The sequence below is a fragment of the Variovorax boronicumulans genome (assembly GCF_030812215.1).
Lineage (GTDB): Bacteria > Pseudomonadota > Gammaproteobacteria > Burkholderiales > Burkholderiaceae_C > Variovorax > Variovorax boronicumulans_C.
The window spans coordinates 501,493-526,550 of the sequence record NZ_JAUSSG010000002.1; the positions used below are offsets into that span (position 1 = coordinate 501,493).

The following is a 25,058-nucleotide window of genomic DNA, read 5'->3' on the forward strand; positions in this document are numbered from 1 at the left end:
CTTACTCCTAATTGATAACAGCCGTTGCGCGTTCAGCGCGCAGCGGCAGAGATGATCTGCAAAAAGTCGGGGGCCTTGAGCGACGCGCCGCCGATGAGGCCGCCGTCGATATCGGCCTGCGCCAGCAGTTCGGCGGCATTGGCCGCGTTCATGCTGCCGCCGTAAAGAATGCTGATCCCAGCAGCGTGCTCGCTCGCGGCGTGATGCAACTGCGCACGCAGCACGGCATGCACCGCTTGCGCCTGCTCCGGCGACGCCGTCTTGCCTGTACCGATAGCCCAGACCGGCTCGTAGGCAACGACGATTTCGCTGATGCAATGGCCGTTCACATGAATCACCGCGGCCAACTGGCGCTTGACGACCTCCTCGGTCTGCCCTGCTTCGCGCTCAGCCAGGGTCTCGCCAACGCAGACGATCGGCGTGATGCCGTTCGCCAATGCAGCAGCCGCCTTCGCAGCCACCGTCTCATCGGTCTCGCCGTGGTACTGCCGACGCTCGGAGTGCCCGACGATGGCATAGCGCACGCCGAAATCCTTCAACATCGCCGCCGATTGCTCGCCGGTGAACGCACCTTGCGGATGCGCCGAAACGTCTTGCGCGCCCAGCGTCAGCGACGGCGTACCCGCCAGCAACGATTGCAGCTGGGCGAAATACGGTGCCGGCGCGCACAGCACGACATCGCAAGCAGCCGGACTTGCGGCCAGTCCTTGCTGCAGAGCCTTCACCAGCGCCTCGTTGGCGGCCAGGCCGCCATTCATCTTCCAGTTGCCGGCGATCAGTTTCTTCTTGGTTGTCATCGCGTTGTTCGTTGTCACCATGTCAGCACGATCTTGCCGATGTGCTGGTTCGATTCCATCAGCGTGTGAGCCTGGGCTGCGCCGCTGGGTTCACCTGCTGCCGCAAAAGTGCTGTGGATCACGGGCTTGATCGCGCCGCTTTCCAGCAGTGGCCAGACCTTATCCCGCAGCGCCTTGGCAATGGCACCCTTGAACGCCACCGGCCGTGGCCGCAGCGTCGAGCCGGTGACCGTGAGCCGCCTGCGCAACACGAGGCCCGCATTGATCTGCGCCTTCACGCCGCCCTGCACCGCGATGATCACGAGCCGGCCGTCTTCGGCCAGGCACTCGATTTCGCGCGCCACGTAGTCGCCAGCCACCATGTCGAGGATCACGTCCACGCCCTTGCCACCCGTGAGTTCCTTCGCCTTTTCGACGAAGTCGCTCGTGCGGTAGTTGATGGCATGGTCGGCGCCCAGCTTCTTGCAGGCTTCGCACTTGTCGTCGCTGCCGGCCGTGACGATCACCGTCGCGCCCAGTGCCTTGGCAATCTGGATCGCCGTGACGCCGATGCCGCTCGAGCCACCTTGGATCAGAAGCGTCTCGCCCTTCTGCAGGCGGCCGCGCTCGAAGACGTTGCTCCAGACGGTAAAGAAGGTTTCAGGCAGAGAGGCCGCATCGACATCGCTCCAGCCTTTGGGTACCGGCAGGCATTGCGCCACCGGCGCCACACACAGCTCGGCGTAGCCGCCACCAGCAATCAGCGCGCAGACGCGGTCGCCGACCTTGAAGCCTGCCTCGGCCAGCGCCGCAGCATCACCCGAAACGATCTCGCCGGCCACTTCGAGGCCCGGCAGGTCGGATGCACCCGGAGGCACCGGGTAGTGGCCCATGCGCTGCAGCACGTCGGGGCGGTTGACCCCGCTGGCCGCGACACGAATCAGCAGTTCGCCCGCACCCGCCACCGGATCGGGGCGATCGGCCACGCGCAGCACCTCAGGGGCGCCGTACGAAGTGATTTCAATGGCTTTCATGGTCTTTCGGCCTCCAACGCCCGCAGCTGGGGCGCAGCTAGTTGTTCAAAAGATAGCAACGGCAGGAAAACCTGCCATTGCGCCCTTCTTACTCCTGAGGCTCGCGCGGTGCTTGCGACTGTTGCTCGCCGGCCGGAGCCTGCTGCTGGTCGTTGCGCGGCTGCTGGTCGTTGAAGCGCGGCGCGCGCTCGCCACGATCGCCGCCGCGGTCACCACGGTCCGAACGCTCGCGGCGGTCGCCGCCACGGTCGCCGCGATCGCCACGGTCTTCACGCGGCGGACGCTCGCTGTATTCCATGCCGGCCGGACGCTCGGTCAAGGCCTTCATGGACAGCTTGACGCGGCCCTTTTCGTCGGTTTCCAGAACCTTGACCTTCACGATCTGGCCTTCGCTCAGATAGTCGGTCACCTTCTCGACGCGTTCGTGCGCGATCTGGCTGATGTGCAGCAGGCCGTCCTTGCCGGGCAAGAGGTTGATGAGCGCGCCGAAGTCCAGGATCTTGGTGACCGGGCCTTCGTAGACCTTGCCGATTTCGACTTCGGCCGTGATCTGCTCGATGCGCTTCTTGGCGAGCTCCGCCTTTTCCGGATCGGTCGAGGCGATGGTGATGGTGCCGTCTTCGTCGATGTTGATCGTCGTGCCGGTTTCTTCCTGCAGGCCGCGGATGACCGAGCCGCCCTTGCCGATCACGTCGCGGATCTTCTCGGGGTTGATCTTCAGCGTGGTCAGGCGCGGTGCGAAGCTGGAGACTTCGGCCTTGGCCTCGCCCATGGCTTCCTGCATCTTGCCCAGGATGTGCATGCGCGCTTCCTTGGCCTGTGCCAGTGCGACCTGCATGATTTCCTTGGTGATGCCCTGGATCTTGATGTCCATCTGCAGCGCGGTGATGCCGTTGGTCGTGCCGGCCACCTTGAAGTCCATGTCGCCCAGGTGATCTTCGTCGCCCAGGATGTCGGTCAGCACCGCGAAGCGGTTGTCTTCCTTGATGAGGCCCATGGCGATGCCGGCCACGTGCGCCTTCATGGGCACGCCGGCGTCCATCATCGAGAGGCAGCCGCCGCAGACCGAAGCCATCGACGAGGAGCCGTTCGACTCGGTGATTTCCGACACCACGCGGATGGTGTAGGGGAATTCTTCCTTGGTCGGCAGCACGGCGACGAGCGCGCGCTTGGCCAGGCGGCCGTGGCCGATTTCGCGGCGCTTGGTCGAACCCATGCGGCCCACTTCACCGGTGGCGAAGGGAGGCATGTTGTAGTGGAACAGGAAGCGGTCTTCGTACTCGCCGGCCAGTGCATCGATGCGCTGTGCGTCGCGCTCGGTGCCCAGCGTGGTGATGACCAGGCCCTGCGTCTCGCCGCGCGTGAACAGCGCCGAGCCGTGGGTGCGGGGCAGCACGGAGTTGCGGATCTCGATGGGGCGCACGGTGCGCGTGTCGCGGCCGTCGATGCGGGGCTCGCCCGACAGGATCTGGCTGCGCACGATCTTCGATTCGATGGCGAACAGCAGGTCGTTGACCTTGCCGGCATCGAAGGGCTCGCCGCTTTCCTTCAGCGCGCTCATCACGCTGGCATTGGCTTCGCGCAGGGCCTGCGTGCGGGCTTGCTTGCTGCGAATTTGATAGACGGCGCGCAGCTTTTCTTCGGCCAGGCCCTTGACCTTGGCGACGAAGGCTTCGTCCTCGGCCGGCGCTTGCCAGTCCCACACCGGCTTGCCGGCGTCGCGCACGAGGTCATGGATCGCGTTGATCGCGATGTTGGCTTGTTCGTGGCCGAACACCACGCCGCCCAACATGATTTCTTCGCTGAGTTGCAGGGCTTCGGATTCGACCATCAGCACGGCGGCTTGCGTGCCGGCGACCACGAGGTCCATCTGCGAATCCTTGCGGGCGGTCTGGCCCGGATTCAGCACGTACTGGCCGTTGATGTAGCCCACGCGGGCGGCGCCGATCGGGCCGCTGAACGGGATGCCGGAGATCGACAGGGCGGCGCTCACGCCGATCATGGCGGCGATGTCGGCATCGACTTCAGGGTTGAGCGACACGGTGTGGATGACCACGTGCACTTCGTTCAGGAAGCCTTCGGGGAACAGCGGGCGGATCGGACGGTCGATCAGGCGGCTGGTCAGCGTTTCGTGTTCGCTGGGCTTGGCTTCGCGCTTGAAGAAGCTGCCGGGGATCTTGCCCGCGGCGTAGGTCTTCTCGATGTAGTCGACGGTCAGCGGGAAGAAGTCCTGGCCCGGCTTGGCGGTCTTGGAGGCGACCACGGTCGCCAGGATCACGGTGCCGTCGATGTCGACGAGCACTGCGCCGCTGGCCTGGCGGGCGATTTCGCCCGTTTCCATGACAACGGTCTTGTCGCCCCATTGGAAGGACTTGGTGACTTTGTTGAAGAGGCTCATGTTTGCTCCTGTTTTAGTAGCGAACCGCTCAGGGTTCGCAAGGGGCGGAGGCTTCTCAGAACACGATGCCATTCCAGCGAAGCTCGGGGCGAACTTCATTGGAATGACACAGCTTCGCTCTGTTTTGGCACTCCGAAAGTGGATCGCGAAGTAAAAAACGCCTGAGCTAGCGGACTAACCCAGGCGTTTTTTCATGCGATTCGGTTTACTTGCGCAGACCCAGCTTGGCGATCAGCGCGGTGTAACGGTCGGCGTCCTTGGACTTGAGGTAGTCCAGGAGCTTGCGGCGGCGGCTCACCATGCGCAGCAGACCGCGACGGCCGTGGTGGTCCTTGGCGTGGGTCTTGAAGTGGGGGGTGAGCTCGTTGATACGGGCGGTCAGCAGTGCGACTTGCACTTCAGGGCTGCCGGTGTCGTTGGCGGCGCGGGCGTTGTCCTTGACAACTTCGGCCTTGATGGAGGCTGCGATCATGTTGAATTTCCTTGTTCCGGGATGTTTGACTTGCGGTGAGCACTGGAACTGCCCTCACCGTGCGCCTTGCGGCATGCAAAGCCTCGGGATTATAGCTCGGCGGGCTCAAGGGGGCTTTCGGGCCGCTTTCCGCCTCTTCCATCGAGCGACGCCAACCCCACGGCGCCCAGGACACAGGCCGCTCCGCCGACTTGTGCAAGGCTGATACTTTCACCCAGCCAAACGGCCGCCAGTATCAGTGCCGAGACCGGCAAAAGCGCCGTGAACAGCGCGGCTTCCGCCCCCTTCAGCCGCGCCGATCCGGCAAACCAGAGGACGAAACCCAGCACCGTCGGCACCAGCGCGTAGTAGGCAACGCCGGCCAGGGCCGCGGTCGGCAACGGGCGTTCCCAGGCTTTTTCGAGCAGCGCAGGCACCAGCGACAACAGAAGCCCGAAGACCGTCATCAGCGTAGACAGCGCCAGCGGCCGAACCGGCACCCGCAGGCGCTTGTTGAGCAGGATGAACATCGCTTCGCAGACGACCGCCCCCAGCACCAGCAGGTTGCCGACCATCGCCGCCGCGGATCTGGCATCCCCCACAGCGCCCTCCCCCGGCCAGCTGATCGCCAGCACCCCCGCCGTCGCCAGCGCGATGCTGCCGATGAGATAGCGCCCCGGCCGCTCGCGCAGCGCCAGCACCGCCACCAGCGCCGCGACGGCCGGCAGTGTTCCAGCCACCACGCCCGCGCTGGCCGCCGGCGCCCACCGCACGCCCAGGATCAACAGCACCGTGTAGCCGACGCTGCCCAGCCCGGCCTGCAACAAGAGCAGCGCCAGATCGCGCCGGTCGGGACGAGGCCAGGGCGTCCGCGTCACCCGCAGCAGCAGGAGAAACACCGGCGGAGCCATCGCAAACCGCAGCGCCGTCGCGGTGAACGGCGGCAACCCGCCCGCGATCACCTTGCTGGCGACCACCGTGCTGCCCACCGTGACCATCGCCAGTGCACACAGCACCATTCCCTTGATTCGTTCCGACATGCATGACCTTTCGCTTTCGAAGAAAGGCCGAGCTTCGCGGGCCGCACGCGCCGCGTATTGAACGAAATTGCAGGCGGCGGCTCAGCCCTTGCGCTGCGGCTGCTTCGCCAGCCAGTGGCGCAGGCGCTCCACGCCCTGCACCAGCCGCTGCGGGTCTTTCGAAGCAAAGCACCAGCGCAGCCAGCCCTGCGCCTCGGGCGCGAAGGCGTTGCCCGGCGCGAGCCCCAGGCCCGCCTCGACCACCAGCCGCTTGGCCACGTCGAGCGAATCGCCGAAACCCGCGAGCCGGAAGAAGGCGTACATGCCGCCCTTGGCCGGCGCCACCTGCACGCCGGGCACCCCGGCCAAGAGCGGCACCAGCGTGTCGCGACACAGCTTCAGGTGCGCCACCACGCGCGGCGTGATCTGTGCCGTGTGCTCGATCGCGGCGATGGCCGCGCGCTGTGTGAACACGCTCGCGCAGGAGGTGTTGAACTCGATCAGCTTGCCGATGCCCTCGACCATCGCGGGCGGCAGCACCAGCCAGCCGAGACGCCATCCGGTCATGAGAAAGCTCTTCGAGAAACTGTGCGTCACGACAAGCCGGTCATCGGGCTTCGAGATGTCGAGAAAGCTCGGGGCGCAGCCGTTCGGCGTGGGCTCGAAGTAGAGCCGCTCGTACACCTCGTCGGCCAGGATCCAGGTGCCGGTCTGGCGGCAGTGGTCGAGCACGGCCTGCTGCTCGTCGCGCGTCATCGTCCATCCGGTGGGATTGTTGGGGGCGTTGACGATCAGCAACTTCGTCTTCGGCGTGACCGCCGCGCGCAGCGCGGGCAGGTCGAGTGTCCACAGCCCTTCGACCGGCACCAGCGGCACAGAGCGCACATGCGCGCCCATGATCGCCGGCTGCGCCGTGAGGTTCGGCCACACCGGCGTCACCGCGACCACGTCGTCGCCCGCCTCGACCAGCGCCTGCACCGCCAGCATCAGTGCGCTGACGCCGCCCGAAGTGACCGCGATGCGCGAGGCGTCTACCTTGGGATGCAACGCGCTGGTGTAGCGCGCGATCGCCTCGCGCAGCTCGGGCAGGCCGAGGTTGTGGGCATAGAAGGTCTCGCCGCGCTGCAGCGACTCGATGGCCGCCTGGCGAATCACCTCGGGCGTGACTTCGTCGCTTTCGCCGAACCAGAAGGCCAGCACGTCGTCGCGGCCGAGGCCTGCATTGGCGACTTCGCGGATCTTGGAGGCTTCGAGGTTGTGGATGGCTTCACGCATCGGCTGTCGTCCTGTGGGTCGTCATTGGGGGCGCTTCATCTTGCACGAAGTCGGCAGTTCTGCGCGCTCCGGGGCAATCGTCTTGATCACACGGAAGCCGTAGCCCGAGCCCTCGACATCGAACTGCACGCCGGGCTTGCCCTGCCTGTCCATCACGCCGACCACGAGCTGCTGCTGGAACTGATGGTCCGCCGCGCGCATGCGGCCGCGCTGGCCGTACAGACTCACGTCGGCCTGCTCCAGCGCGCGTGCCAACGGCACGGCATCGACGCTGCCCGCGCGCTCGACGGCCTGCGCGAGCGACTCGACGAGCAACTGCATCCGCATGTGCACGTAGTCGTCCGCGGGTTTCGGAAAGCGTGCGCGAAACGCGCGATAGAAGGCCTCCGACTGCACCGTCTGCACGTTGGGCAGCCAGTCGGCCACCGCCACCACGCGGCCGATGCCCGCATCGCCGATGGCCGCGGGCGCGCCGAGCGCGTTGCCATAGAAGGTATAGAAGCTGCCGTTGAAGCCCGCCTCGCGCGCCGCCTTCACGAGCAGCGTGAGGTCGTTTCCCCAGTTGCCGGTGAACACCGCCTGCGCGCCGCTCGCGAGGATCTTGGTGGCATAGGGCGCGAAGTCCTTCACCTTGCCCATCGGGTGCAGTTCGTCGCCGACGATCTCCACGTCGGGCCGCTGCACGCCGAGTTGCCGCCGCACCTCGCGCAGCACCGCCTGGCCGAAGCTGTAGTCCTGCCCGATCAGGTAGGCGCGCCTGAGCGCGGCGTCGTCCTTCACCACGTCCATCAGTGCGGCCACGCGCATGTCGGCGTGGGCATCGAAGCGGAAGTGCCAGAAGCTGCAGCGCTCGTTGGTCAGCGCCGGATCGACCGCCGCGTAGTTCAGGAAGATCACGCGCCGCGCGGGATCGCGCTCGTTGTTCTTGTCGATGGCATCGACCAGCGCCGCCGCGGTGGCCGACGAGTTGCCCTGCAGCACGATGCGCGCGCCGTCGTCCATGGCAGCGCGCAATGCGGAGAGCGCTTCTTCGTTCTGGCCCTTGCTGTCGTAGCGGTCCAACTGCAGCGGACGCGCACCGCCGGGCAGCTTCACGCCGCCGCGCGCATTGACGCGCTCCACCGCCCACAGCAGGTTGCGGAACACCGCTTCGCCCGTGTTCGCGAAGGGCCCGCTCATGCTTTCGATCAACGCAAGACGGATGGGCGCGGGCGGCACGGATGCGGTTTGCGCGAGCGCGGCGAAGGGGCTCGCGCATAGCGCCAGCGCCGCGAATTTCAAGGCCTGGCGGCGCCAAATAAAGGGGGGAGTCATCGTCTTGAAACGCGTGCGGCTGCGCCTAGATGAGGTGTCAAGCGGCACTCAGGATTGAATGGCCGCGCAGTGTAAGGGACACACATTCCTTGTCCCCATTGTGTTCATTCAGGAGCTTTTCATCATGTTTTTCGCACCCACCGTCCGCACCACCCGCTTCGTTCCCCGCTCGTACGACCGCGCCTTCGAGCGCTTCGTGAACGACGCCTTCGCGGCCCCCCGCCGCTCGCCGCTGGTGGAGCAGGACGACAAGAGCTGGACCCTCTCGCTCGACGTGCCGGGCCTCTCGCGCGAAGACCTCGCGATCAGCCTCGAAGGCGCCGTGGTTCGCATCGACAGCAAGGCCGAAGCCAAGCGCCAGTTCAAGGCTGCCTACGAGCTGCCGCAGGACATCGACGTGGCAGCGAGCGAAGCCAAGCTGGAGAACGGCGTGCTCACGCTGAAGCTCGGAAAGCTCACGCCCGTGAGCCAAGCCTCGCAACTGCAGATCAACTAAGGCGGCCCCGACTGGCCAAGATGGCCAGGCCTTGATGCGACGTGCTGCCCCGCCTTTGCGGGGCGGCACGCGCCGCTTTACATCGCCTCAGGCAGAGGCTGCGCCTCGGCCGCCAGCGAAGCCATGGGCCATCGCGGCCTGACGTCGAAGGCATAGCGCTCGCTGGCCTGCGACAGGCCCGACTGCAGGCGCATCGCGGCGGCCATGGCGATCATGGCGCCGTTGTCGGTGCACAGATGCAGTTCGGGGTAATGCACCCGCACCTTGCGCCTGGCGCACGCCGCATTCAACTGCTCACGCAAATTCTTGTTCGCGCCCACCCCGCCAGCCACCACCAGGCGCTTGAGCCCGGTCTGGTCGAGTGCGCTGAGCGACTTCTTCAGCAGCACTTCGACGATCGCTGCCTGCGTGGATGCCGCCAGATCGGCCTTGTTCGCCTCGAGCTGGTCGCCAAGCTTCTTGGCCTGCGTGAGCACGGCCGTCTTCAAGCCGGCAAATGAAAAATCGAGATCGCCGCTATGCAAGAGCGGGCGCGGCAGCTTGAACGCCGTCGCACTGCCGCCTTCGGCCAGCTTGGCGAGCCACGGGCCGCCGGGATACGGCAGGCCCATGAGCTTGGCGCTCTTGTCGAAGGCTTCGCCGGCTGCATCGTCGATGGTTTCGCCGAGCAGCTCGTAGCGGCCCACGCCGTCGACCCGCATTAGCTGCGTATGGCCACCCGACACCAGCAGCGCGACGAACGGAAATTCCGGCGGATCGGCACTGAGGAACGGCGACAGCAGATGCCCTTCGAGGTGATGCACCCCCAGCACCGGCTTGCCGAGCGCCACGCCCAGTGCGCAAGCCACACCGGCGCCCACCAGCAGCGCGCCCGCGAGCCCCGGCCCGCGCGTGTAGGCCACCACGTCGATCTCGCCCAGCGAGCGCCCGGCCTCGGCCATCACGGTTTCGGTGAGCGGCAACACGCGGCGGATGTGGTCGCGGCTGGCCAGTTCGGGCACCACGCCGCCGTAGGCCTGGTGCATGGCGATCTGGCTGTGCAGCGCGTGCGAAAGCAGCACCGGCAGCGCGTCGCCGTGCGATTCGACCAGCGCCACGCCGGTCTCGTCGCAGGATGATTCGATTCCCAACAAGAGCATCCCGCGAGTGTAGGTGGCGCCTGCGCGGGGTGCCCGCCAAGGGACAAGCCGCGGGGCAAGGCACGGATGTTGCAGCAACGGTGTGCGTCCCCTTCCCCACCCACCATGAAATCCGGCCTGCACTTCCTCATCGCCGCCCGCCAGTGCGAAATCGACGAGCTCGACCAGCTCGCGCGCACCAGCGAGCTGGTCGGCCTGATCGGCCGGCTGGTGCATGCGCTGCAGCGCGAGCGCGGCATGTCGAACGTGTTCCTCGCCTCGCGCGGCCGGCGCTTCGCCGACCAGCGCGATCCGCAGATCGCCGAATGCCGGGCGCTGGAGCAGGCGGTGCGCAACGGATTCGACCAGTTGGAAACCGAAGCCCGCCAGCGCGCCAGCGCCGGCAACAGCGCACGCCTGTTCAGCCGCATCGCCTGGGTGCTGCCGGGGCTGGACGCCCTGCCCGCACTGCGCGGCCGCGTCGGCGCGCTCGAACTTTCCCCGGCGCAATCGACCGCGGCCTTCGCCAAGCTCGTCGCCGGCCTGCTGGCCGTGGTGTTCGAGGCGGCCGATGGCGCCACCGATCCCGAGATTTCGCGCCTGCTGGTCGCGATGTTCAACTTCATGCAGGGCAAGGAGTTCGCGGGCCAGGAGCGCGCCTTCGGCGCCGCCACGCTGGCGCTGGGCCGCAGCAACGAAGCGCAGCGGGTTCAATGGCTGCACCTCATCGAATCGCAGGAGCGCTGCTTTCACGTCTTCACCGATTTCTCGAGCGACGAGGTGCTGGCGCTCTGGCGCGAGAGCGAGGCCGATGCCACCATGGCCGAGCTCGAACGCCTGCGCCGCATCGGCACCACGCCGGCCGCGGCGCCGGACGCGCAGTACAGCCAGTTGAGCCAGGACTGGTTCGACTGCTGCACCCGCCGCATCGACGCCATGCGCATGGTCGAAGACCGCCTGGCCGCCGACCTGCGCGCTCTCTGCAACCGCAAGACCGCGCAAGCGCGCACCGACCTCGCGGCCTACCAGCAACTGCTCGGCACGCTGGCGCCGCAACAGTCCGGCGAGGCCCTGTTCTTCGACGATGCCGGCACGCAGGCCGTGGCCCCCGCCTCGTACGGCCGTGTGCTGGAGCGCTCGGTGCTGGACATGGTGCAGGAGCAGTCGCAGCGCCTGCAGGCCATGAGCGACGAGCTCCAGACCGTGCGCGCGTCGCTCAACGAGCGCAAGGTGGTCGAGCGTGCCAAGGGGCTCCTCATGGCGCACCGGCGTCTGAGCGAGGACGAGGCCCACAAGATGCTGCGCCAGACCGCCATGAACCAGAAGCGCCGGCTGGTCGACGTGGCCGAGTCGATGCTCGCCATGGCCGATTACCTGCCGATGCCCGATGCCCGTGGGCCGCGCTGAAAGCGTTTCAACTTGGTGCAACGCACAAAAACGTGCTTTCGATGGGCGGCGAGACCCGGGGGGCACTTCCCCCAGCGCGCGCCCTGCGTTCGAGCTACTTTTTCGATAGCACCGCACACCCCGAAAGCACTGGCACGCAGTTTGCATAAGTGAGTACATAAGACCTTCGTGGTCTTCAGGCAGGCGGCACCCAACGGCGGGTGTCTCCCACCGAACCGGACAAAGGCGTCCCCATCCCGCAAGGGCTCGTTCGCGAGCAGCCCTTGCGTGGTCGGGACGCCTTTTTTTGTTTTCGACTTTGCTTTTTTGTTTGTTCGTTCTTCAACCGGAGCCCGCCCCATGACCGACCTGCTGAAAACCCGCCTCAGCCGCCGCCGCGTACTGCAAGCCGCCGCCATCGGCGCCGTGGGCATCGACCCCGCGCTGCGCGCCGCCGTCTGGGCCCAGGGCTCCGACAAGCCCGAAAAAGAAGAAGTCAAGATCGGCTTCATCCCGCTGACCGACTGCGCGAGCGTGGTGATGGCCTCGGTGCTGGGCATCGACAAGAAATACGGCGTGAAGATCGTTCCCAGCAAGGAAGCCAGCTGGGCCGGCGTGCGCGACAAGCTCTCCAACGGCGACCTGGACATGGCGCACGTGCTCTATGGCCTCGTCTACGGCATGCACCTGGGCCTGAGCGGCCCGAAGAAGGACATGGCCGTGCTCATGACCCTCAACAACAACGGCCAGGCGATCACGCTCTCGAAGAAGCTCTCCGACAAGGGCGCGGTCGATGCCGCCTCGCTCGCAAAGCTCATCGCCACCGAGAAGCGCGAATACACCTTCGCCCAGACCTTCCCCACCGGCACGCATGCCATGTGGCTCTACTACTGGCTCGCCTCGGCCGGCATCGATCCGTTCAAGGACGTGAAGAACATCACCGTGCCGCCCCCGCAGATGGTGGCCAACATGCGCGTGGGCAACATGGACGGCTACTGCGTAGGCGAGCCCTGGGGGCAGCGCGCGATCATGGACGGCATCGGCATCACCGCCATCACCACGCAGGACATCTGGAAGGACCACCCCGAGAAGGTGCTCGGCTGCACCGCCGAGTTCACCAAGAAGTACCCCAACACGGCACGCGCCGTGACCGCCGCGATCCTCGAGGCGAGCAAGTGGATCGACACCGGCCTGCAGAACAAGAACAAGATGGCCGAAACCATTGCCGACAAGAGCTACGTCAACACCAGCGTGGACGCGATCAACCAGCGCATCCTGGGCCGCTATGTCAACGGCCTGGGCAAGAGCTGGGACGACCCGAACCACATGAAGTTCTACAACGGCGGCGCGGTGAACTTCCCGTACCTCTCGGACGGCATGTGGTTCCTTACGCAGCACAAGCGCTGGGGCCTGCTGAAAGAGCATCCGGACTACCTGAAGGTGGCCACCGAGATCAACCGCATCGACATCTACAAGCAGGCCGCCGCCGCCACGCAGACGCCCGTGCCCAAGGACGTGCTGCGCACCAGCAAGCTCTTCGACGGCTCCGTGTGGGACGGCAAGGACCCGAAGAAGTACGCCGAGTCCTTCAAGCTCCATGTCTGAGGAGAAACGCACCATGGTCAGCGCTGTTTTTCACTCCCCGCTCGAAGCGGTCGCCTCGCAGGCCACCGCGCCTGTTGTGCCCAAGCCCGCAGCCGCTGCGCCTGCCGCCGTGGTGGCTTCCGCGGCCCCGGCGCCCGAGCCCCGCAGCCGCACGCCCATCGACCTGCGCGCCTTCTGGATGCGCGTGCTGCCGCCGCTCGCGGGCTTCGGCCTGCTGCTGCTGGTCTGGGAGCTGGTGGCCATGAAGAGCACCACCGGCTTTCCCACGCCGCTCGCCACCTGGCAGCAGGCGGTCACCGTGTTCAGCGATCCGTTCTACAGCAAGGGGCCAAACGACCAGGGCGTGGGCTGGAACGTGCTCTCGTCGCTGCAGCGCGTGGCACTGGGCTTCGGCCTCGCGGCGCTGGTGGGCATTCCGGCGGGCTTCGCGATCGGACGCTTCGAATTCCTTGCGCGCATGTTCAATCCGCTCATCAGCCTCCTGCGCCCGGTGTCGCCGCTCGCGTGGCTGCCCATCGGCCTGCTGGTGTTCAAGGGCGCGAACCCGGCGGCCATCTGGACCATCTTCATCTGCTCGATCTGGCCGATGGTCATCAACACCGCCGTGGGCGTGCAGCGCGTGCCGAGCGACTACATGAACGTGGCGAAGGTGCTCAATCTTTCCGAATGGAAGATCCTCACCAAGATCCTCTTTCCCGCCGTGCTGCCCTACATGCTCACCGGCGTGCGCCTGGCCGTGGGCACCGCGTGGCTCGTGATCGTCGCGGCCGAGATGCTGACCGGCGGCGTGGGCATCGGCTTCTGGGTATGGGACGAGTGGAACAACCTCAACGTCGCCAACATCATCATCGCGATCTTCGTGATCGGCATCGTGGGGCTGGTGCTGGAGTTCGCGCTCATCAAGCTGGCTACTGCATTCACGTTCGAAGAGGTGAAGTCATGAACGACGATTCGAAGTACATCGAGATCCGCGACGTCGAACAGCGCTTCAAAACCGCCAAGGGCAGCTTCCTGGCATTGCGCGACATCAACCTGAACGTCGCCAAGGGCGAGTTCATCACGCTCATCGGGCACTCGGGCTGCGGCAAGTCGACGCTGCTGAACCTGATCGCCGGGCTGACCACGCCGACGCAGGGCGTGCTGCTGTGCGCGAACCGCGAGATCAAGGGCCCGGGCCCCGAGCGCGCCGTCGTATTCCAGAACCACTCGCTGCTGCCCTGGCTCACCTGCTTCGAGAACGTGTACCTCGCCGTCGAACGCGTGTTCTCCGCCACCGAGAGCAAGGCGCAACTGCGCCAGCGCACCGATGCGGCACTGGCCCTCGTCGGCCTCACGCCCGCCGCGCAGAAGCGCCCCGGCGAAATCTCCGGCGGCATGAAGCAGCGCGTGGGCATCGCCCGTGCGCTGTCGATGGAACCCAAGGTGCTGCTGATGGACGAGCCCTTCGGCGCGCTCGACGCCCTGACCCGCGCCAAGCTGCAGGACGAGCTGCTCGCCATCGTGCAGAAGACACACAGCACCGTCGTCATGGTCACGCACGACGTGGACGAAGCCGTGCTGCTGAGCGACCGCATCGTGATGCTCACCAACGGCCCCGCCGCCACCATCGGCGACGTGCTGGCGGTGGACATCGCCAGCCCGCGCAACCGCGTCGAACTGGCGGAAGACCCGGCGTACGTGCATGCGCGCAAGGCGGTGATCGATTTCCTCTACACGCGCCAGGCGCATGTGGAGAAGGTCGCGGCCTGACGCAGCAGGCCCGGCACAACCGGCTCAGGACATGATGACCTGCAGGCTGTGCTCGTACCACCCGGTGAGGCGCTCGAAGGTGTCGACGAGCGCTTCGCTGGAACGCACCAGCGTGGCGCGGCCTTCGGGGCTGTCGAGCGCTTGCACGCCGCCTACGAGGCGCAGCCATTCGTCTCGCGCCGTCATCAAGCCGGCGCGAATCTCGGGTGAGCTGAGCGGCGCGCGCTCCAGTTCCACGAGCGCGGCTTCGAACTCGTTCATGGTCGGCAGCAACCGGTCGCGCGAGGCGCTGGCGGCGAGCGTCGAAGCCAGCAGCGCATCCTTGGCCAAGCGCTGCGCCCGCATGCGCTGCCGCCCGCAGATGTTGACGATGCGCAGCGCGCGCCGTGCGCCCGAAGCTTGCAGCGCCTCCGTCATCGCTTCGGCCGCGAGCAGCAAGGCCTCGCCGCGCGCATCGATCTCCGCAAGCCCCTGCGGTGTGGGTTTCACGGGCAGTGCCGCACTCAACCCGTGCCATGCCGCCTGCACCTCGCCAAGCGCACGCACGCCGGCAGCGCCCAAGTCGAGGGCCGACAGGTGATCCAGGTTCTGCTGCACCCGCTCGGTCGACTGCGTGCGCAGGACCCGCGCGCGCTGCACGTCGATGCCCGCGAGCAGTTGCGCCGCCACCCGCACCAGGCGCTGCGACAGCATGCGCAGTTGCCCGGCGCGGTTGATCGCCTCGGCCCACTGCGCGGCCTCGATGACCGAGCGCGACACTTCGCCGAGCCGCAGATTGGCATGCATCGCGGCGCCGCGCAGCAGGCCAAAGGCCTCGTCCTCGCCGATGCCGCGCGCGGACATCAGGAGGCCCTTGGCGCGATCGATCCATTTGCGCTCGTCCATGCGGGTGCGCAGGTTGTCGAGTTCGGTGCGCAACGCGGTTTCACGCATCCATCGGGCCTGCGCGCGGGCCAGCAACGCAGGAATCGACAGCGCATCGAGCGGCGCCCATGCATGCACGCCGAGCGCAACCAGCGCCTCGTGCTGCACACCCTCCAGCGGCGCACCGGCCACGCTCACCGCGCAGGGCGGCACGCCGTTCCAGTTCTCCAGCGCATCGCGCAACGCCAGCAGTTGCGCCGCGTCGGGCAGGCAGGCCAGCACCTGTTGCGGTGCAAGCGCATCCGCCTGCTGCACCAGCGTGCGGCAGGTGGCGCGCCCGAGCACCGTGGCGCCGGCACCCGCGAGGCCCTGCCGCAGCGGCTCCGGCAAGGGCCCGGAGGCATCGAATTCATTGGGCAGGACGAGAAGAAGGGAAGTCATGGCGGGGTGTCGAAAGGCACGGCAAGCATAGGCCAGGCGTGCGCGCGCACCGGCGCAATTTCGCGGGCACGCCTCTTGCATCGAATGGGGCGCGGTGTAACGAAGCACCGCTTTGGTGAGGCTGCAGGCTCCTGCAACCGGTTCGGCCATGCACAGGCCGCACGCACCCCCACGCCGACAGCGTCCGCTGCCGGCACTCCGACCCCAACCCCGTCCGTCGACACGACCTCTCCCAGGTCGCGCCGCGGCTTTTTGCACCTTTGAACACCATGTCCGGTTTCAGGAATTTCTTGCAGTCAGGCCACAGTCCCACGCTGTTCGCGGCGTTCCTGTACTTCTCGTTCTCCTGCTGCATCTGGGTGCTCAACGGCGCCATGGCACCCTTCATCGGCGAGACCTTCGACCTCTCGCCCGCGCAGAAGGGCCTGATGCTGTCGGTGCCGATCATCGCGGGCGCGCTCATGCGCTTTCCGCTGGGCATCCTCTCGCAGTACATCGGCCGCAAGAAGGCCACGCTGGTGGAGATGGGCCTCATCGCCGTGGCGATGCTGTTCGGCTTTTTCTTCGTCAAGAGCTTCAACGACCTGCTCGCCATGGGCGTCTTGCTGGGCATTGCCGGCGCAAGCTTCGGCGTGGCGCTGTCGCTGGGCTCAGGCTGGTTCCCGCCGCAGCACAAGGGCCTGGCGATGGGCCTCGTGGGCGCGGGCAACGTGGGCACGGCGGTGTCGGTGCTGGTGGCGCCGCCGCTTGCGCAGTGGCTGGGCTGGCAGGCGGTGTACGGCGTGGCCGCGGTTGCGATCCTGATCCCGATGGTCGTGATGGTGATCTTCGCCAAGGAGCCGCCTGACGTCGACAGCCACGCGAGCTTTCGCGAGCACATCGCCTGCCTGTTCGAGAAGGACGGCTGGGTTTTCAGCCTGATCTACGGCGTGACCTTCGGCGGCTTCATCGGCCTCACCACCTTCCTGCCCTCGTACTACTACGACCAGTTCGGCGTGAGCAAGGTGCAGGCGGGCCAGCTCACGATGCTCGCGGCCTTCATGGGCGCGGCGGTGCGCATCGTGGGCGGCTGGCTTTCCGACCGCTGGGGCGGCGTGAACACCCTCACGGTGGTGCTGCTGGTGGTGGCGGTGGGCCTCGTGCTCATCGGTTTTTCATCGGGCTCGCTGGCGCTCACCACGCTGCTCCTGATCGTGTGCTTCGCCGCGCTGGGCGCGGGCAACGGTGCGCTCTTTCAACTGGTGCCGCTGCGCTGGCCGCTGAGCACCGCGGTGGCCGGCTCGATGATCGGCGAGATCGGCGCGCTCGGCGGCGGCCTGGTGCCCAACGCCATGGGCCTGTCGAAGCAGTACCTGGGCAGCTACACCTGGGGCTTCGTCTTCTTCGGTGCGCTCTCGCTGGCGATGCTGGGCGTGATGCGCGTCATGCAGATCCGCTGGACGCGCACCTGGGCCGAGAAGGGTGGCCGGGCGCGCACTTCACCTGCTGCCACCCCGTCCCCCGCGCGGAGAGCCGCATGACCTTCCCCCCCGCTCGCCCTGAGCCTGTCGAAGGGCTGTCTCCATCGCGAGCAGGGCTTCGACAAGCCCAGCCCGAACGGGGATGGGGGTCGCTCTCGTTTTCAGCGCGGCAGGAACAGCAGCCACACCACCAGCAGTGCGTTGAACAGCAACGACACGCCGAGGGCGATCTTGTAGAGCATCACCGGGTCTCGGCGCACGAGCGGCGTGGCCATGGGCGCACCGACGGGGCGCGAAGCACCGCGCTCCAGCGCGAGCAGCATCTCCTCGGCGGTTTCGAAGCGCTCGCGCGGATCGCGGGCGACGGCCTTGCGCACAAGGTGGTCGAGCCACACCGGCACATCGGGCCGCAGCCGCGAGAGCGCGACCGGGTCGCGCCGGTAGCGCGCCACCTGGTAGGGCTCGATCTCGCCGTAGGGCAGGTGGCCGCCGAGCCACTGGTACAGCGTGGCGCCGAGCGCGAACAGGTCGCTGCCCGCGTCCGCGACACCGCCCTCTTCCCACTGCTCGGGATTGATGTAGCTGGGCGTACCCGCATGCAGTTCGCGCTGAGCCGCCCCTTCGCGGCCAGACAAGGCCACGCCCAGGTCGAGGATGCGCCAGCGCCCGTCGTCGCCCAGGTGCAGGTTGCCGGGCTTGATGTCCCGGTGCACCACGCCGTGGCGGTGCAGCCGGCCGAGCGCCTTGCTCACCTCGATGGCCGCGGCGACCACCTCGGCCACCGTGCCGCGCGCCCCGGACTTGCGCATCTGCTCCAGCGTGCGGCCGCCGTGCCAGTCGAACACGATGTAGAGCGCGCTCGCGTTCTCCGCGCGTTCGTGGACGCGAACGAAGCCGCCGCCCTCGCCGACACGCTGGCCCAGCCAGGCTTCGTGCGCCAACATCGCGCGTTCCTGCGGATCGCTGGCGCGCGAGGGGTGCAAGGTCTTGAGCGCCACCAGCTCGCGCGTGACCGGATGGCGCGCCTGGTACAGCAGGTGCACGCCGGTGTCGGCCACCAGGCCGGTGACGACGTAGCCGTCGAGCACGTCGCCCACTTTCAGCAAGGGCGGCGGTGCGAGCCGGCGTCCGTCGCCGAGTTCGTCGTCGAGCTGCCGCGCATCGAGGCCGACCACGCGGATCACCAGCGCGGTCGCGTTGTCGCGCGTGCCGGCGTCGAGCGCCGCATGCACCAGCGCCTCGCTCGCGGCTTCGGCATCGCCCTTCAGCGCGATCGCGGCCACCTGCTGCGGCTTGAGCACGCCGTGCACGCCGTCGGAGGTCAGCACGAAGCAGTCGCCCACGCGAACGTCGCCCTGCGCGTAATCGACGCGCACCTGGTCGTCCAGGCCGATGGCGCGTGTGAGGCGGCTGCGCATGTCGGGATGTTCGAAGGCGTGGTCGAGCGTGAGCGGCACGGCCGCATCGCCATCGGCGCGCACGCGCCAGGCGCGCGTGTCGCCCACGTGGGCCAGCGTGTAGCTCTGGCCGTGCAGCACCAGGGCGGTGAGCGTGGTGAGTGCGGTCGCGCCGCCCGCGCGGCGCCGGTTGTGATCGGCGAGCCAGGCGTTCTGTGCGCCGATCAGGCGGTCGAGCGCGGCGGTCGGCTCCCAGGTGTCGGGCGTGGCGAAGTAGTCGGCCAGGAGGCCCATCACCGTGGTCTGCGCCGCCTCCAGGCCGCGCCCGCCGGTGGACACGCCATCGGCAATCGCCGCGATGAGCCCGCGCGCCTCGTCGCCCCGCGGCGCATGCACGGCACCGGCGAAATCCTCGTTCACCTCGCGGGGTCCGCGAAGGCTGCTGTAGCCGATGTCCACTTCAAAGCTCATGGGTCGATTCTCCATGGGCACTGCGCTTCTTTGTTGTCCGCTTGATTTCGAGGAAAGGTCCAGCCCCATGAAGAAAAAAATGAAACTCGTGATGGTCGGCAACGGCATGGCCGGCGTGCGCACGCTCGAAGAGCTCCTGAAGATCGCGCCCGACCTCTACGACATCACCGTCTTCGGCGCCGAGCCGCATCCGAACTACAACCGCATCCTGCTGTCGCCGGTGCTCGCGGGCGAGCAGACGGTGGACGAGATCGTGCTCAACAGCTGGGAGTGGTACAGCGACAACCACATCACGCTGCACGCGGGCAAGAAGGTGGTCGAAGTCGACCGCGTCAAGCGCATCGTGCGTGCCGAAGACGGTACCGAGGCCGCCTACGACCGCCTGCTGATGTGCACCGGCTCCAACCCCTTCATGCTGCCCGTGCCGGGCAAGGACCTGAAGGGCGTGATCGCCTACCGCGACATCGCCGACACCGACTACATGATCGAGACCGCGCGCACGCACAAGAACGCGGTGGTCATCGGCGGCGGGCTGCTGGGCCTGGAAGCAGCCAACGGCCTGATGCTGCGCGGCATGAACGTGACCGTGGTGCACGTCATGCCCTGGCTCATGGAGCGCCAGCTCGACGACGTGGCGGGCAAGCTGCTGCAGAAGTCGCTCGAAGACCGGGGCCTCAAGTTCCTGATGGGCGCGCAGACGCAGGACATGGTCGGTGGCGAAGACGGCCGCGTGAAGGCCATCCGCTTCAAGGACGGCACCGAGGTCGCGGCCGACCTCGTCGTCATGGCCGTGGGCATTCGCCCCAACGTCGAGCTGGCCGAGAAGATGCGCCTGCACTGCAACCGCGGCATCGTGGTCACCGACACCATGCAGACCGTGACCGATGCGCGCATCTACTCCGTGGGCGAATGCGCGGCGCACCGTGGCATCGCGTATGGCCTCGTGGCGCCGCTGTTCGAGCAGGCCAAGGTCGCGGCCAACCATCTGGCCCAGTTCGGCATCGGCCGCTACCTGGGTTCGCTCACTTCCACCAAGCTCAAGGTGACGGGCATCGACCTCTTCAGCGCCGGCGAATTCATGGGCGGCGAAGGCACCGAGGAAATCGTGATGAGCGACCCCTTCGGCGGCGTCTACAAGAAACTGGTGCTCAAGGACGACAAGCTGGTGGGCGCCTGCCTCTACGGCGACACGGTCGATGGCAGCTGGTACTTCAAGCTCCTGCGCGATGGCCGCAGCGTGCACGACATCCGCGACAAGCTGATGTTCGGCGAGTCGAACATCGGCGACACCGGCCACGAAGGCCACAGCAAGGCCGCGAGCATGCCCGACGATGCAGAGGTGTGCGGCTGCAACGGCGTGAGCAAGGGCACCATCTGCAAGGCCATCAAGGACAAGGGCCTCTTCACGCTCGACGAGGTGAAGAAGCACACGAAGGCAAGTGCCAGTTGCGGCTCGTGCACCGGTTTGGTCGAGCAGATTCTGATGTTCACCGCCGGCGGCGACTACTCGGCCACGCCGAAGAAAAAAGCGATCTGCGGCTGCACCGACGTGAGCCACCAGGACGCGCGCGACGCGATCCGGAAGGAACACTACCTCACGCACGACGAGGTGTATCGCAACCTCGGCTGGCGCACGCCCAACGGCTGCGCCACCTGCCGCCCGGCCATCAACTACTACCTGATCAGCACCTGGCCGAAAGAGGCGAAGGACGATCCGCAGAGCCGCTTCATCAACGAGCGCAGCCACGCGAACATCCAGAAGGACGGCACCTACTCGGTCATTCCGCGCATGTGGGGCGGCCACACCACGCCCGACGAGCTGCGGCGCATCGCCGATGCGGCGGACAAGTACAAGATCCCGACCGTCAAGGTCACCGGCGGCCAGCGCATCGACCTCCTGGGCGTGAAGAAGGAAGACCTCGAAGGCGTGTGGAAGGACATCGGCATGCCTTCGGGCTTTGCCTATGCCAAATCGCTGCGCACGGTGAAGACCTGCGTGGGCAGCGAGTGGTGCCGCTTCGGCACGCAGGATTCCACGCAGATGGGCAAGGACCTGGAGCGCGCGCTCTGGGCCATGTATTCGCCGCACAAGGTCAAGCTCGCGGTGTCGGGGTGCCCCCGCAACTGCGCCGAGGCCGGCATCAAGGACGTGGGCGTGATCGGCGTCGACTCGGGCTGGGAGCTCTACGTGGGCGGCAACGGCGGCATCAAGACCGAGGTGGCGCAGTTCCTCGTGAAGGTGAAGACGGCCGCCGAGGTGATGGAGTATTCGGGCGCCTTCCTGCAGCTCTACCGCGAGGAGGGCTGGTACCTGGAGCGCACGGTGCACTACATCGGCCGCGTGGGCCTGGACTACGTGAAGAAGAAGATCCTCGACGACACGGACGGCCGCAAGGCGCTCTGGGAGCGGCTGCAGTTCGCGCTCGACGGCGAGCCCGATCCGTGGTTCGAGTCGGTCGAGGCCAACGTGGACGTGCGGCAATTCGCGCCGCTGTCGGTGCCGGCCCATTCCATCCAATCCGCCTGAAAGGAAACGCGCCATGAGCGAATGGAAAGCCATCTGCCGCATCGACGACATCCCCGTGCTCGGCGCGCGCCGCGTGGCACGGCCCGCGGGCGTGGACGTCGCCGTGTTCCGCAATGCCGAGGACCAGGTCTTCGCGCTGCTCGACCGCTGCCCGCACAAGGGCGGCCCGTTGAGCCAGGGCATCGTGTTCGGCACCAGCGTGGCCTGCCCGCTGCACAACTGGACCCTCGGGCTGGACGACGGCTGCGCCAAGTCGCCCGACGAAGGCTGCACGCCGAAGTTCGCGGTGAAGGTGGAAGGCGGGGTCGTGCACCTCGACGCGGGCGAACTTGCGGCGCACGCCATCGACCTGGAGCGTCCGGTCGCCGGGCCGAAGCCCTTCGCCACGATGGCGATCCTGTCCACGGAAGAAAGCTGAGCCCTTCATGGTGCAAGAGACCCGGTCCACCTGTCCGTACTGCGGCGTCGGGTGCGGCGTGATCATCGAATCCGACGGCGCGCAGATCACCGGCGTGCGCGGCGACCCCGACCACCCGGCCAACTTCGGGCGTCTCTGCACCAAGGGCTCTACGCTGCACCTGACGGCCACGGCGCCGGTCACGCGGCAGGCGCGGCTCCTGCAGCCGCTGCAGCGCCTGGTGCGGGGCGAGGCGCCCACGGCCGTGTCGTGGGATGCGGCGCTCGGCAACGCCGCGGGCAAGTTCGCACAGGTCATCCAGGACCACGGCCCCGATGCCATTGGCTTCTACATCTCGGGCCAGCTGCTGACCGAGGACTACTACGTTTTCAACAAGCTCGCCAAGGGCCTCATCGGCACCAACAACGTCGACACCAACTCGCGCCTGTGCATGAGCAGCGCGGTCGCCGGGTACAAGCAGACGCTGGGCGCCGATGCGCCGCCGGCCTGCTACGACGACCTGAAGCACGCCGACTGCCTGTTCATCGTGGGCAGCAACACGGCGTGGGCGCACCCGATTCTTTTTCGCCGCATCGAGGATGCAAAGGCGGCCAACCCCGCGATGAAGATCGTGGTGGCCGATCCGCGCCGCACCGACACGGTCGAGATCGCCGACCTGTTCCTGCCGATCCAGCCCGGCACCGACGTGATGCTGTTCCACGGCATGCTGCACCTGATGCTGTGGGAAGGCTGGACCGACGCGAAGTACATCGCCGAGCACACCAACGGCTTCGACGCGCTGAAGGCCACGGTGCGCGAATGCACGCCCGACAAGGTGGCGCAGGTCTGCGGCATCTCGAAGGACGACCTGCTCGCGGCCGCGCGGCTGTTCGCCACCTCGCCCGCCACGCTGAGCCTCTATTGCCAGGGCCTGAACCAGTCTTCGAGCGGCACGGCGAAGAACGCGGCGCTCATCAACCTGCACCTGGCCACCGGCCAGATCGGCAAGCCGGGCGCCGGCCCGTTCTCGCTCACCGGCCAGCCCAATGCGATGGGCGGACGCGAAGTGGGCGGCCTGGCCAACCTGCTGAGCGCGCACCGCGACCTGGCCAATCCCGCGCACCGCGCCGAGGTGGCTGCGCTCTGGGGCGTGCCGTCGGTGCCGGAGAAGCCGGGCAAGACCGCGGTCGAGATGTTCCAGGCCGCCGCCGACGGCGAGATCCGCGCGCTGTGGATCGCCTGCACCAACCCCGCCCAGTCGATGCCCGACCAGGCCACGGTGCGCCGCGCGCTGGAGCGTGCCGAGTTCGTGGTGGTGCAGGAGGCCTTCTCCACCACCGCCACCTGTGCTTTCGCCGACCTGCTGCTGCCCGCCACCACCTGGGGCGAAAAGGAAGGCAGCGTGACCAACAGCGAGCGCCGCATCTCGCGCGTGCGCCCGGCCATCGCCGCGCCGGGCGAAACGCGGCACGACTGGTCGATTGCCACCGACTTCGCGCGTCGGCTCGAACAGCGCCTGGGCCGTGCGGGCACGCTCTTTCCCTACGACACCGCCGAATCGGTCTGGAACGAGCACCGCGAGACCACGCGCGGGCGCGACCTGGACATCACGGGCCTGAGCTACGCGATGCTCGACGACCTCGGCCCGCAGCAATGGCCGCTGAAGGAAGGCGAAAGCAGCGGCCGGGCACGCCTGTATGAAGACGGGGTGTTCCCCACGGCCGACGGCCGCGCCCGCTTCGTCGACACGCCCTATGCGCCGGTGGCCGAGGCCCGCGAGGCGCGCTACCCCTTCTCGCTCAACACCGGGCGCCTGCGCGACCAGTGGCACGGCATGAGCCGCACCGGCACCGTGGGTCGCCTGTTCGGCCATGTGGCCGAGCCCGTGGTGCAGATGAACCCGCAGGACATGGCGCGGCGCCAGATCAACGAAGGCGACCTGGTGCACCTGACCTCGAAGCGCGGCTCGATCATGTTGCCCGCGCGCGCGAGCACCGAGATCGGCCTCAGCCAGGCCTTCGTCGCGATGCACTGGGGCGAGGAGTACCTGAGCGGATGCTCGTCGACCGGCACGCGGCTGGCCGGCATCAACGCGCTCACCACGCCCGCCTACTGCCCCACCTCGAAGCAGCCCGAGCTCAAGCACACGGCGGTGAAGATCCTCAAGGCCGAGCTGCCGTGGTCGCTGCTCACGATGGCCTGGCTCCCGACCGACGAGGTGCTGGCGGTGCACCGCGCGCTGCAGCCGCTGATGGCGATGTTTCCGTTCGCGACCTGCGTGCCGTTCTCGGGCAGCACCAAGGACGCGGCGGGCGCCGAGCGCAGCGGCCTCCTGTTCCGCGCGGCGGCTCACGATGCGCCAGCCGATGCGCTGCTCGAACAGATCGAAACCCTGCTCGGCCTGCAAAGCCCCGACACCCTGCGCTACGCCGACCGCCGGCGCGGCCAGCGCCGTTCGGTGCGGCTGGTGCGCCGCGCCGACCAGAGTGCGGGCCTGGAAGCCTTTTTGCTCGCGGGCGACACCAGCGCCGAAGCCTGGATCGCCACGCTGCTGCGGGAAGAACTGCCGGCGCAGAGCTACGGTCGCCTGCTGCTCTCGCCCGGCGCCCGTGCGCCGCTGGCAGTGCAGTCGCGCGGAAAACCGGTCTGCACCTGCTTCAACGTGACCGATCTGGCGATCCAGTCCGAGCTGGGCCGTTGCGGCGGATCGGCCGACGAGCGGCTGGCCGCACTGCAAGGAACGCTGAAATGCGGCACGAACTGCGGCTCGTGCATCCCGGAGCTCAAACGCATGATCCGCATGACGCCCGCCGAGGCCGTCCCCGAGGGGGCATAAGCCGACTCACATTCCGGCATAAGCGTTGCAGGACAATCCGCCTA

Annotated in this window: 19 protein-coding genes; 9 read left to right on the forward strand and 10 right to left on the reverse strand. The window is 67.4% G+C overall.

Features of this window, described 5'->3' with window-relative positions; translation table 11 throughout:
• Positions 1–32 precede the first annotated feature (32 nt).
• From tpiA to J2W23_RS08675, 7 genes are all read right to left on the reverse strand, one after another.
• Entirely contained in the window at positions 33–818 is a 786-nt protein-coding gene (tpiA, locus tag J2W23_RS08645) for a triose-phosphate isomerase (protein WP_176656431.1), read from the reverse strand.
• A complete protein-coding gene (locus J2W23_RS08650) occupies positions 812–1,810 on the reverse strand; it encodes an NAD(P)H-quinone oxidoreductase (RefSeq protein ID WP_176656430.1) in 999 nt (332 codons plus the stop codon). The genes tpiA and J2W23_RS08650 overlap by 7 nt, the downstream gene beginning before the upstream one ends.
• A gap of 88 nt (positions 1,811–1,898) precedes the next feature.
• Positions 1,899–4,208 carry a polyribonucleotide nucleotidyltransferase gene (pnp, locus tag J2W23_RS08655; RefSeq protein ID WP_176656429.1) on the reverse strand — a complete coding sequence of 770 codons (2,310 nt, stop codon included), beginning with the start codon at positions 4,206–4,208 and terminating at the stop codon, positions 1,899–1,901.
• A 205-nt stretch (positions 4,209–4,413) separates the two neighbouring features.
• Positions 4,414–4,680, reverse strand: coding sequence for a 30S ribosomal protein S15 (gene rpsO, locus J2W23_RS08660; RefSeq protein ID WP_007837783.1), 267 nt, complete (start codon positions 4,678–4,680; stop codon positions 4,414–4,416).
• An 89-nt stretch (positions 4,681–4,769) separates the two neighbouring features.
• Positions 4,770–5,699: a DMT family transporter gene (locus J2W23_RS08665; protein ID WP_307648404.1), complete on the reverse strand. Its 930-nt coding sequence runs from the start codon at positions 5,697–5,699 to the stop codon at positions 4,770–4,772.
• Positions 5,700–5,780: 81 nt separating this feature from the next.
• Positions 5,781–6,953 carry a pyridoxal phosphate-dependent aminotransferase gene (locus J2W23_RS08670; protein ID WP_307648405.1) on the reverse strand — a complete coding sequence of 391 codons (1,173 nt, stop codon included), beginning with the start codon at positions 6,951–6,953 and terminating at the stop codon, positions 5,781–5,783.
• A 21-nt stretch (positions 6,954–6,974) separates the two neighbouring features.
• Positions 6,975–8,267 carry a branched-chain amino acid ABC transporter substrate-binding protein gene (locus tag J2W23_RS08675; protein WP_307648406.1) on the reverse strand — a complete coding sequence of 431 codons (1,293 nt, stop codon included), beginning with the start codon at positions 8,265–8,267 and terminating at the stop codon, positions 6,975–6,977.
• Positions 8,268–8,391: 124 nt separating this feature from the next.
• Here J2W23_RS08675 and J2W23_RS08680 point away from each other — a divergent pair, with 124 nt between their 5' ends.
• Positions 8,392–8,763 (forward strand): Hsp20/alpha crystallin family protein, encoded by a 372-nt coding sequence (locus J2W23_RS08680; protein WP_176656425.1) that lies wholly within the window; start codon positions 8,392–8,394, stop codon positions 8,761–8,763.
• Between the two features lie 77 nt (positions 8,764–8,840).
• Here J2W23_RS08680 and tsaD read toward each other — a convergent pair whose 3' ends face one another.
• Positions 8,841–9,902 carry a tRNA (adenosine(37)-N6)-threonylcarbamoyltransferase complex transferase subunit TsaD gene (gene tsaD, locus J2W23_RS08685; RefSeq protein WP_307648407.1) on the reverse strand — a complete coding sequence of 354 codons (1,062 nt, stop codon included), beginning with the start codon at positions 9,900–9,902 and terminating at the stop codon, positions 8,841–8,843.
• 105 nt (positions 9,903–10,007) lie between these two features.
• Between tsaD and J2W23_RS08690 the strand changes: the two genes are divergently transcribed.
• From J2W23_RS08690 to J2W23_RS08705, 4 genes are all read left to right on the forward strand, one after another.
• Positions 10,008–11,288 (forward strand): nitrate regulatory protein, encoded by a 1,281-nt coding sequence (locus J2W23_RS08690; RefSeq protein WP_176656423.1) that lies wholly within the window; start codon positions 10,008–10,010, stop codon positions 11,286–11,288.
• 339 nt (positions 11,289–11,627) lie between these two features.
• Complete coding sequence (locus J2W23_RS08695) at positions 11,628–12,872, forward strand: CmpA/NrtA family ABC transporter substrate-binding protein (RefSeq protein WP_307648408.1); 1,245 nt, start codon at positions 11,628–11,630, stop codon at positions 12,870–12,872.
• A 13-nt stretch (positions 12,873–12,885) separates the two neighbouring features.
• Positions 12,886–13,815, forward strand: a complete 930-nt coding sequence (gene ntrB, locus J2W23_RS08700; RefSeq protein ID WP_307648409.1) for a nitrate ABC transporter permease — start codon at positions 12,886–12,888, stop codon at positions 13,813–13,815.
• Entirely contained in the window at positions 13,812–14,621 is an 810-nt protein-coding gene (locus J2W23_RS08705) for an ABC transporter ATP-binding protein (RefSeq protein ID WP_307648410.1), read from the forward strand. Before ntrB ends, J2W23_RS08705 begins: the two co-directional genes overlap by 4 nt.
• 24 nt (positions 14,622–14,645) lie before the next feature.
• Here the strand turns inward: J2W23_RS08705 and J2W23_RS08710 are convergent, their stop codons facing one another.
• Positions 14,646–15,926, reverse strand: coding sequence for an ANTAR domain-containing protein (locus tag J2W23_RS08710; protein WP_307648411.1), 1,281 nt, complete (start codon positions 15,924–15,926; stop codon positions 14,646–14,648).
• A gap of 269 nt (positions 15,927–16,195) precedes the next feature.
• Between J2W23_RS08710 and J2W23_RS08715 the strand changes: the two genes are divergently transcribed.
• Entirely contained in the window at positions 16,196–17,446 is a 1,251-nt protein-coding gene (locus J2W23_RS08715; protein WP_307648412.1) for an MFS transporter, read from the forward strand.
• Between the two features lie 101 nt (positions 17,447–17,547).
• Here J2W23_RS08715 and J2W23_RS08720 read toward each other — a convergent pair whose 3' ends face one another.
• Positions 17,548–19,254, reverse strand: coding sequence for a bifunctional protein-serine/threonine kinase/phosphatase (locus tag J2W23_RS08720; RefSeq protein WP_307648413.1), 1,707 nt, complete (start codon positions 19,252–19,254; stop codon positions 17,548–17,550).
• A 67-nt stretch (positions 19,255–19,321) separates the two neighbouring features.
• Here J2W23_RS08720 and nirB point away from each other — a divergent pair, with 67 nt between their 5' ends.
• The 3 genes from nirB to J2W23_RS08735 are packed head-to-tail and all read left to right on the forward strand — an operon-like array spanning position 19,322 to position 25,014.
• The gene (gene nirB, locus J2W23_RS08725) at positions 19,322–21,781 is read left to right on the forward strand and encodes a nitrite reductase large subunit NirB (RefSeq protein WP_307648414.1); all 2,460 of its coding nucleotides are present in this window, start codon (positions 19,322–19,324) and stop codon (positions 21,779–21,781) included.
• Positions 21,782–21,794: 13 nt separating this feature from the next.
• Positions 21,795–22,199 carry a nitrite reductase small subunit NirD gene (nirD, locus tag J2W23_RS08730; protein WP_307648415.1) on the forward strand — a complete coding sequence of 135 codons (405 nt, stop codon included), beginning with the start codon at positions 21,795–21,797 and terminating at the stop codon, positions 22,197–22,199.
• A gap of 10 nt (positions 22,200–22,209) precedes the next feature.
• Positions 22,210–25,014, forward strand: a complete 2,805-nt coding sequence (locus J2W23_RS08735) for a nitrate reductase (RefSeq protein WP_307648508.1) — start codon at positions 22,210–22,212, stop codon at positions 25,012–25,014.
• Positions 25,015–25,058: the final 44 nt, after the last annotated feature.

Excerpts from the sequence above, each read along its gene's own strand:
- J2W23_RS08715 (WP_307648412.1), top strand. The coding sequence starts at position 16,196 with ATGTCCGGTTTCAGGAATTTCTTGCAGTCAGGCCACAGTCCCACGCTG.
- J2W23_RS08690 (WP_176656423.1), top strand. The coding sequence starts at position 10,008 with ATGAAATCCGGCCTGCACTTCCTCATCGCCGCCCGCCAGTGCGAAATC.
- pnp (WP_176656429.1), bottom strand. The coding sequence starts at position 4,208 with ATGAGCCTCTTCAACAAAGTCACCAAGTCCTTCCAATGGGGCGACAAG.
- tsaD (WP_307648407.1), bottom strand. The coding sequence starts at position 9,902 with ATGCTCTTGTTGGGAATCGAATCATCCTGCGACGAGACCGGCGTGGCG.
- nirD (WP_307648415.1), top strand. The coding sequence starts at position 21,795 with ATGAGCGAATGGAAAGCCATCTGCCGCATCGACGACATCCCCGTGCTC.
- tpiA (WP_176656431.1), bottom strand. The coding sequence starts at position 818 with ATGGTGACAACGAACAACGCGATGACAACCAAGAAGAAACTGATCGCC.
- J2W23_RS08720 (WP_307648413.1), bottom strand. The coding sequence starts at position 19,254 with ATGAGCTTTGAAGTGGACATCGGCTACAGCAGCCTTCGCGGACCCCGC.
- nirB (WP_307648414.1), top strand. The coding sequence starts at position 19,322 with ATGAAGAAAAAAATGAAACTCGTGATGGTCGGCAACGGCATGGCCGGC.
- J2W23_RS08705 (WP_307648410.1), top strand. The coding sequence starts at position 13,812 with ATGAACGACGATTCGAAGTACATCGAGATCCGCGACGTCGAACAGCGC.
- J2W23_RS08670 (WP_307648405.1), bottom strand. The coding sequence starts at position 6,953 with ATGCGTGAAGCCATCCACAACCTCGAAGCCTCCAAGATCCGCGAAGTC.
- J2W23_RS08665 (WP_307648404.1), bottom strand. The coding sequence starts at position 5,699 with ATGTCGGAACGAATCAAGGGAATGGTGCTGTGTGCACTGGCGATGGTC.
- J2W23_RS08675 (WP_307648406.1), bottom strand. The coding sequence starts at position 8,267 with ATGACTCCCCCCTTTATTTGGCGCCGCCAGGCCTTGAAATTCGCGGCG.
- rpsO (WP_007837783.1), bottom strand. The coding sequence starts at position 4,680 with ATGATCGCAGCCTCCATCAAGGCCGAAGTTGTCAAGGACAACGCCCGC.
- J2W23_RS08710 (WP_307648411.1), bottom strand. The coding sequence starts at position 15,926 with ATGACTTCCCTTCTTCTCGTCCTGCCCAATGAATTCGATGCCTCCGGG.
- J2W23_RS08695 (WP_307648408.1), top strand. The coding sequence starts at position 11,628 with ATGACCGACCTGCTGAAAACCCGCCTCAGCCGCCGCCGCGTACTGCAA.
- ntrB (WP_307648409.1), top strand. The coding sequence starts at position 12,886 with ATGGTCAGCGCTGTTTTTCACTCCCCGCTCGAAGCGGTCGCCTCGCAG.
- J2W23_RS08650 (WP_176656430.1), bottom strand. The coding sequence starts at position 1,810 with ATGAAAGCCATTGAAATCACTTCGTACGGCGCCCCTGAGGTGCTGCGC.
- J2W23_RS08680 (WP_176656425.1), top strand. The coding sequence starts at position 8,392 with ATGTTTTTCGCACCCACCGTCCGCACCACCCGCTTCGTTCCCCGCTCG.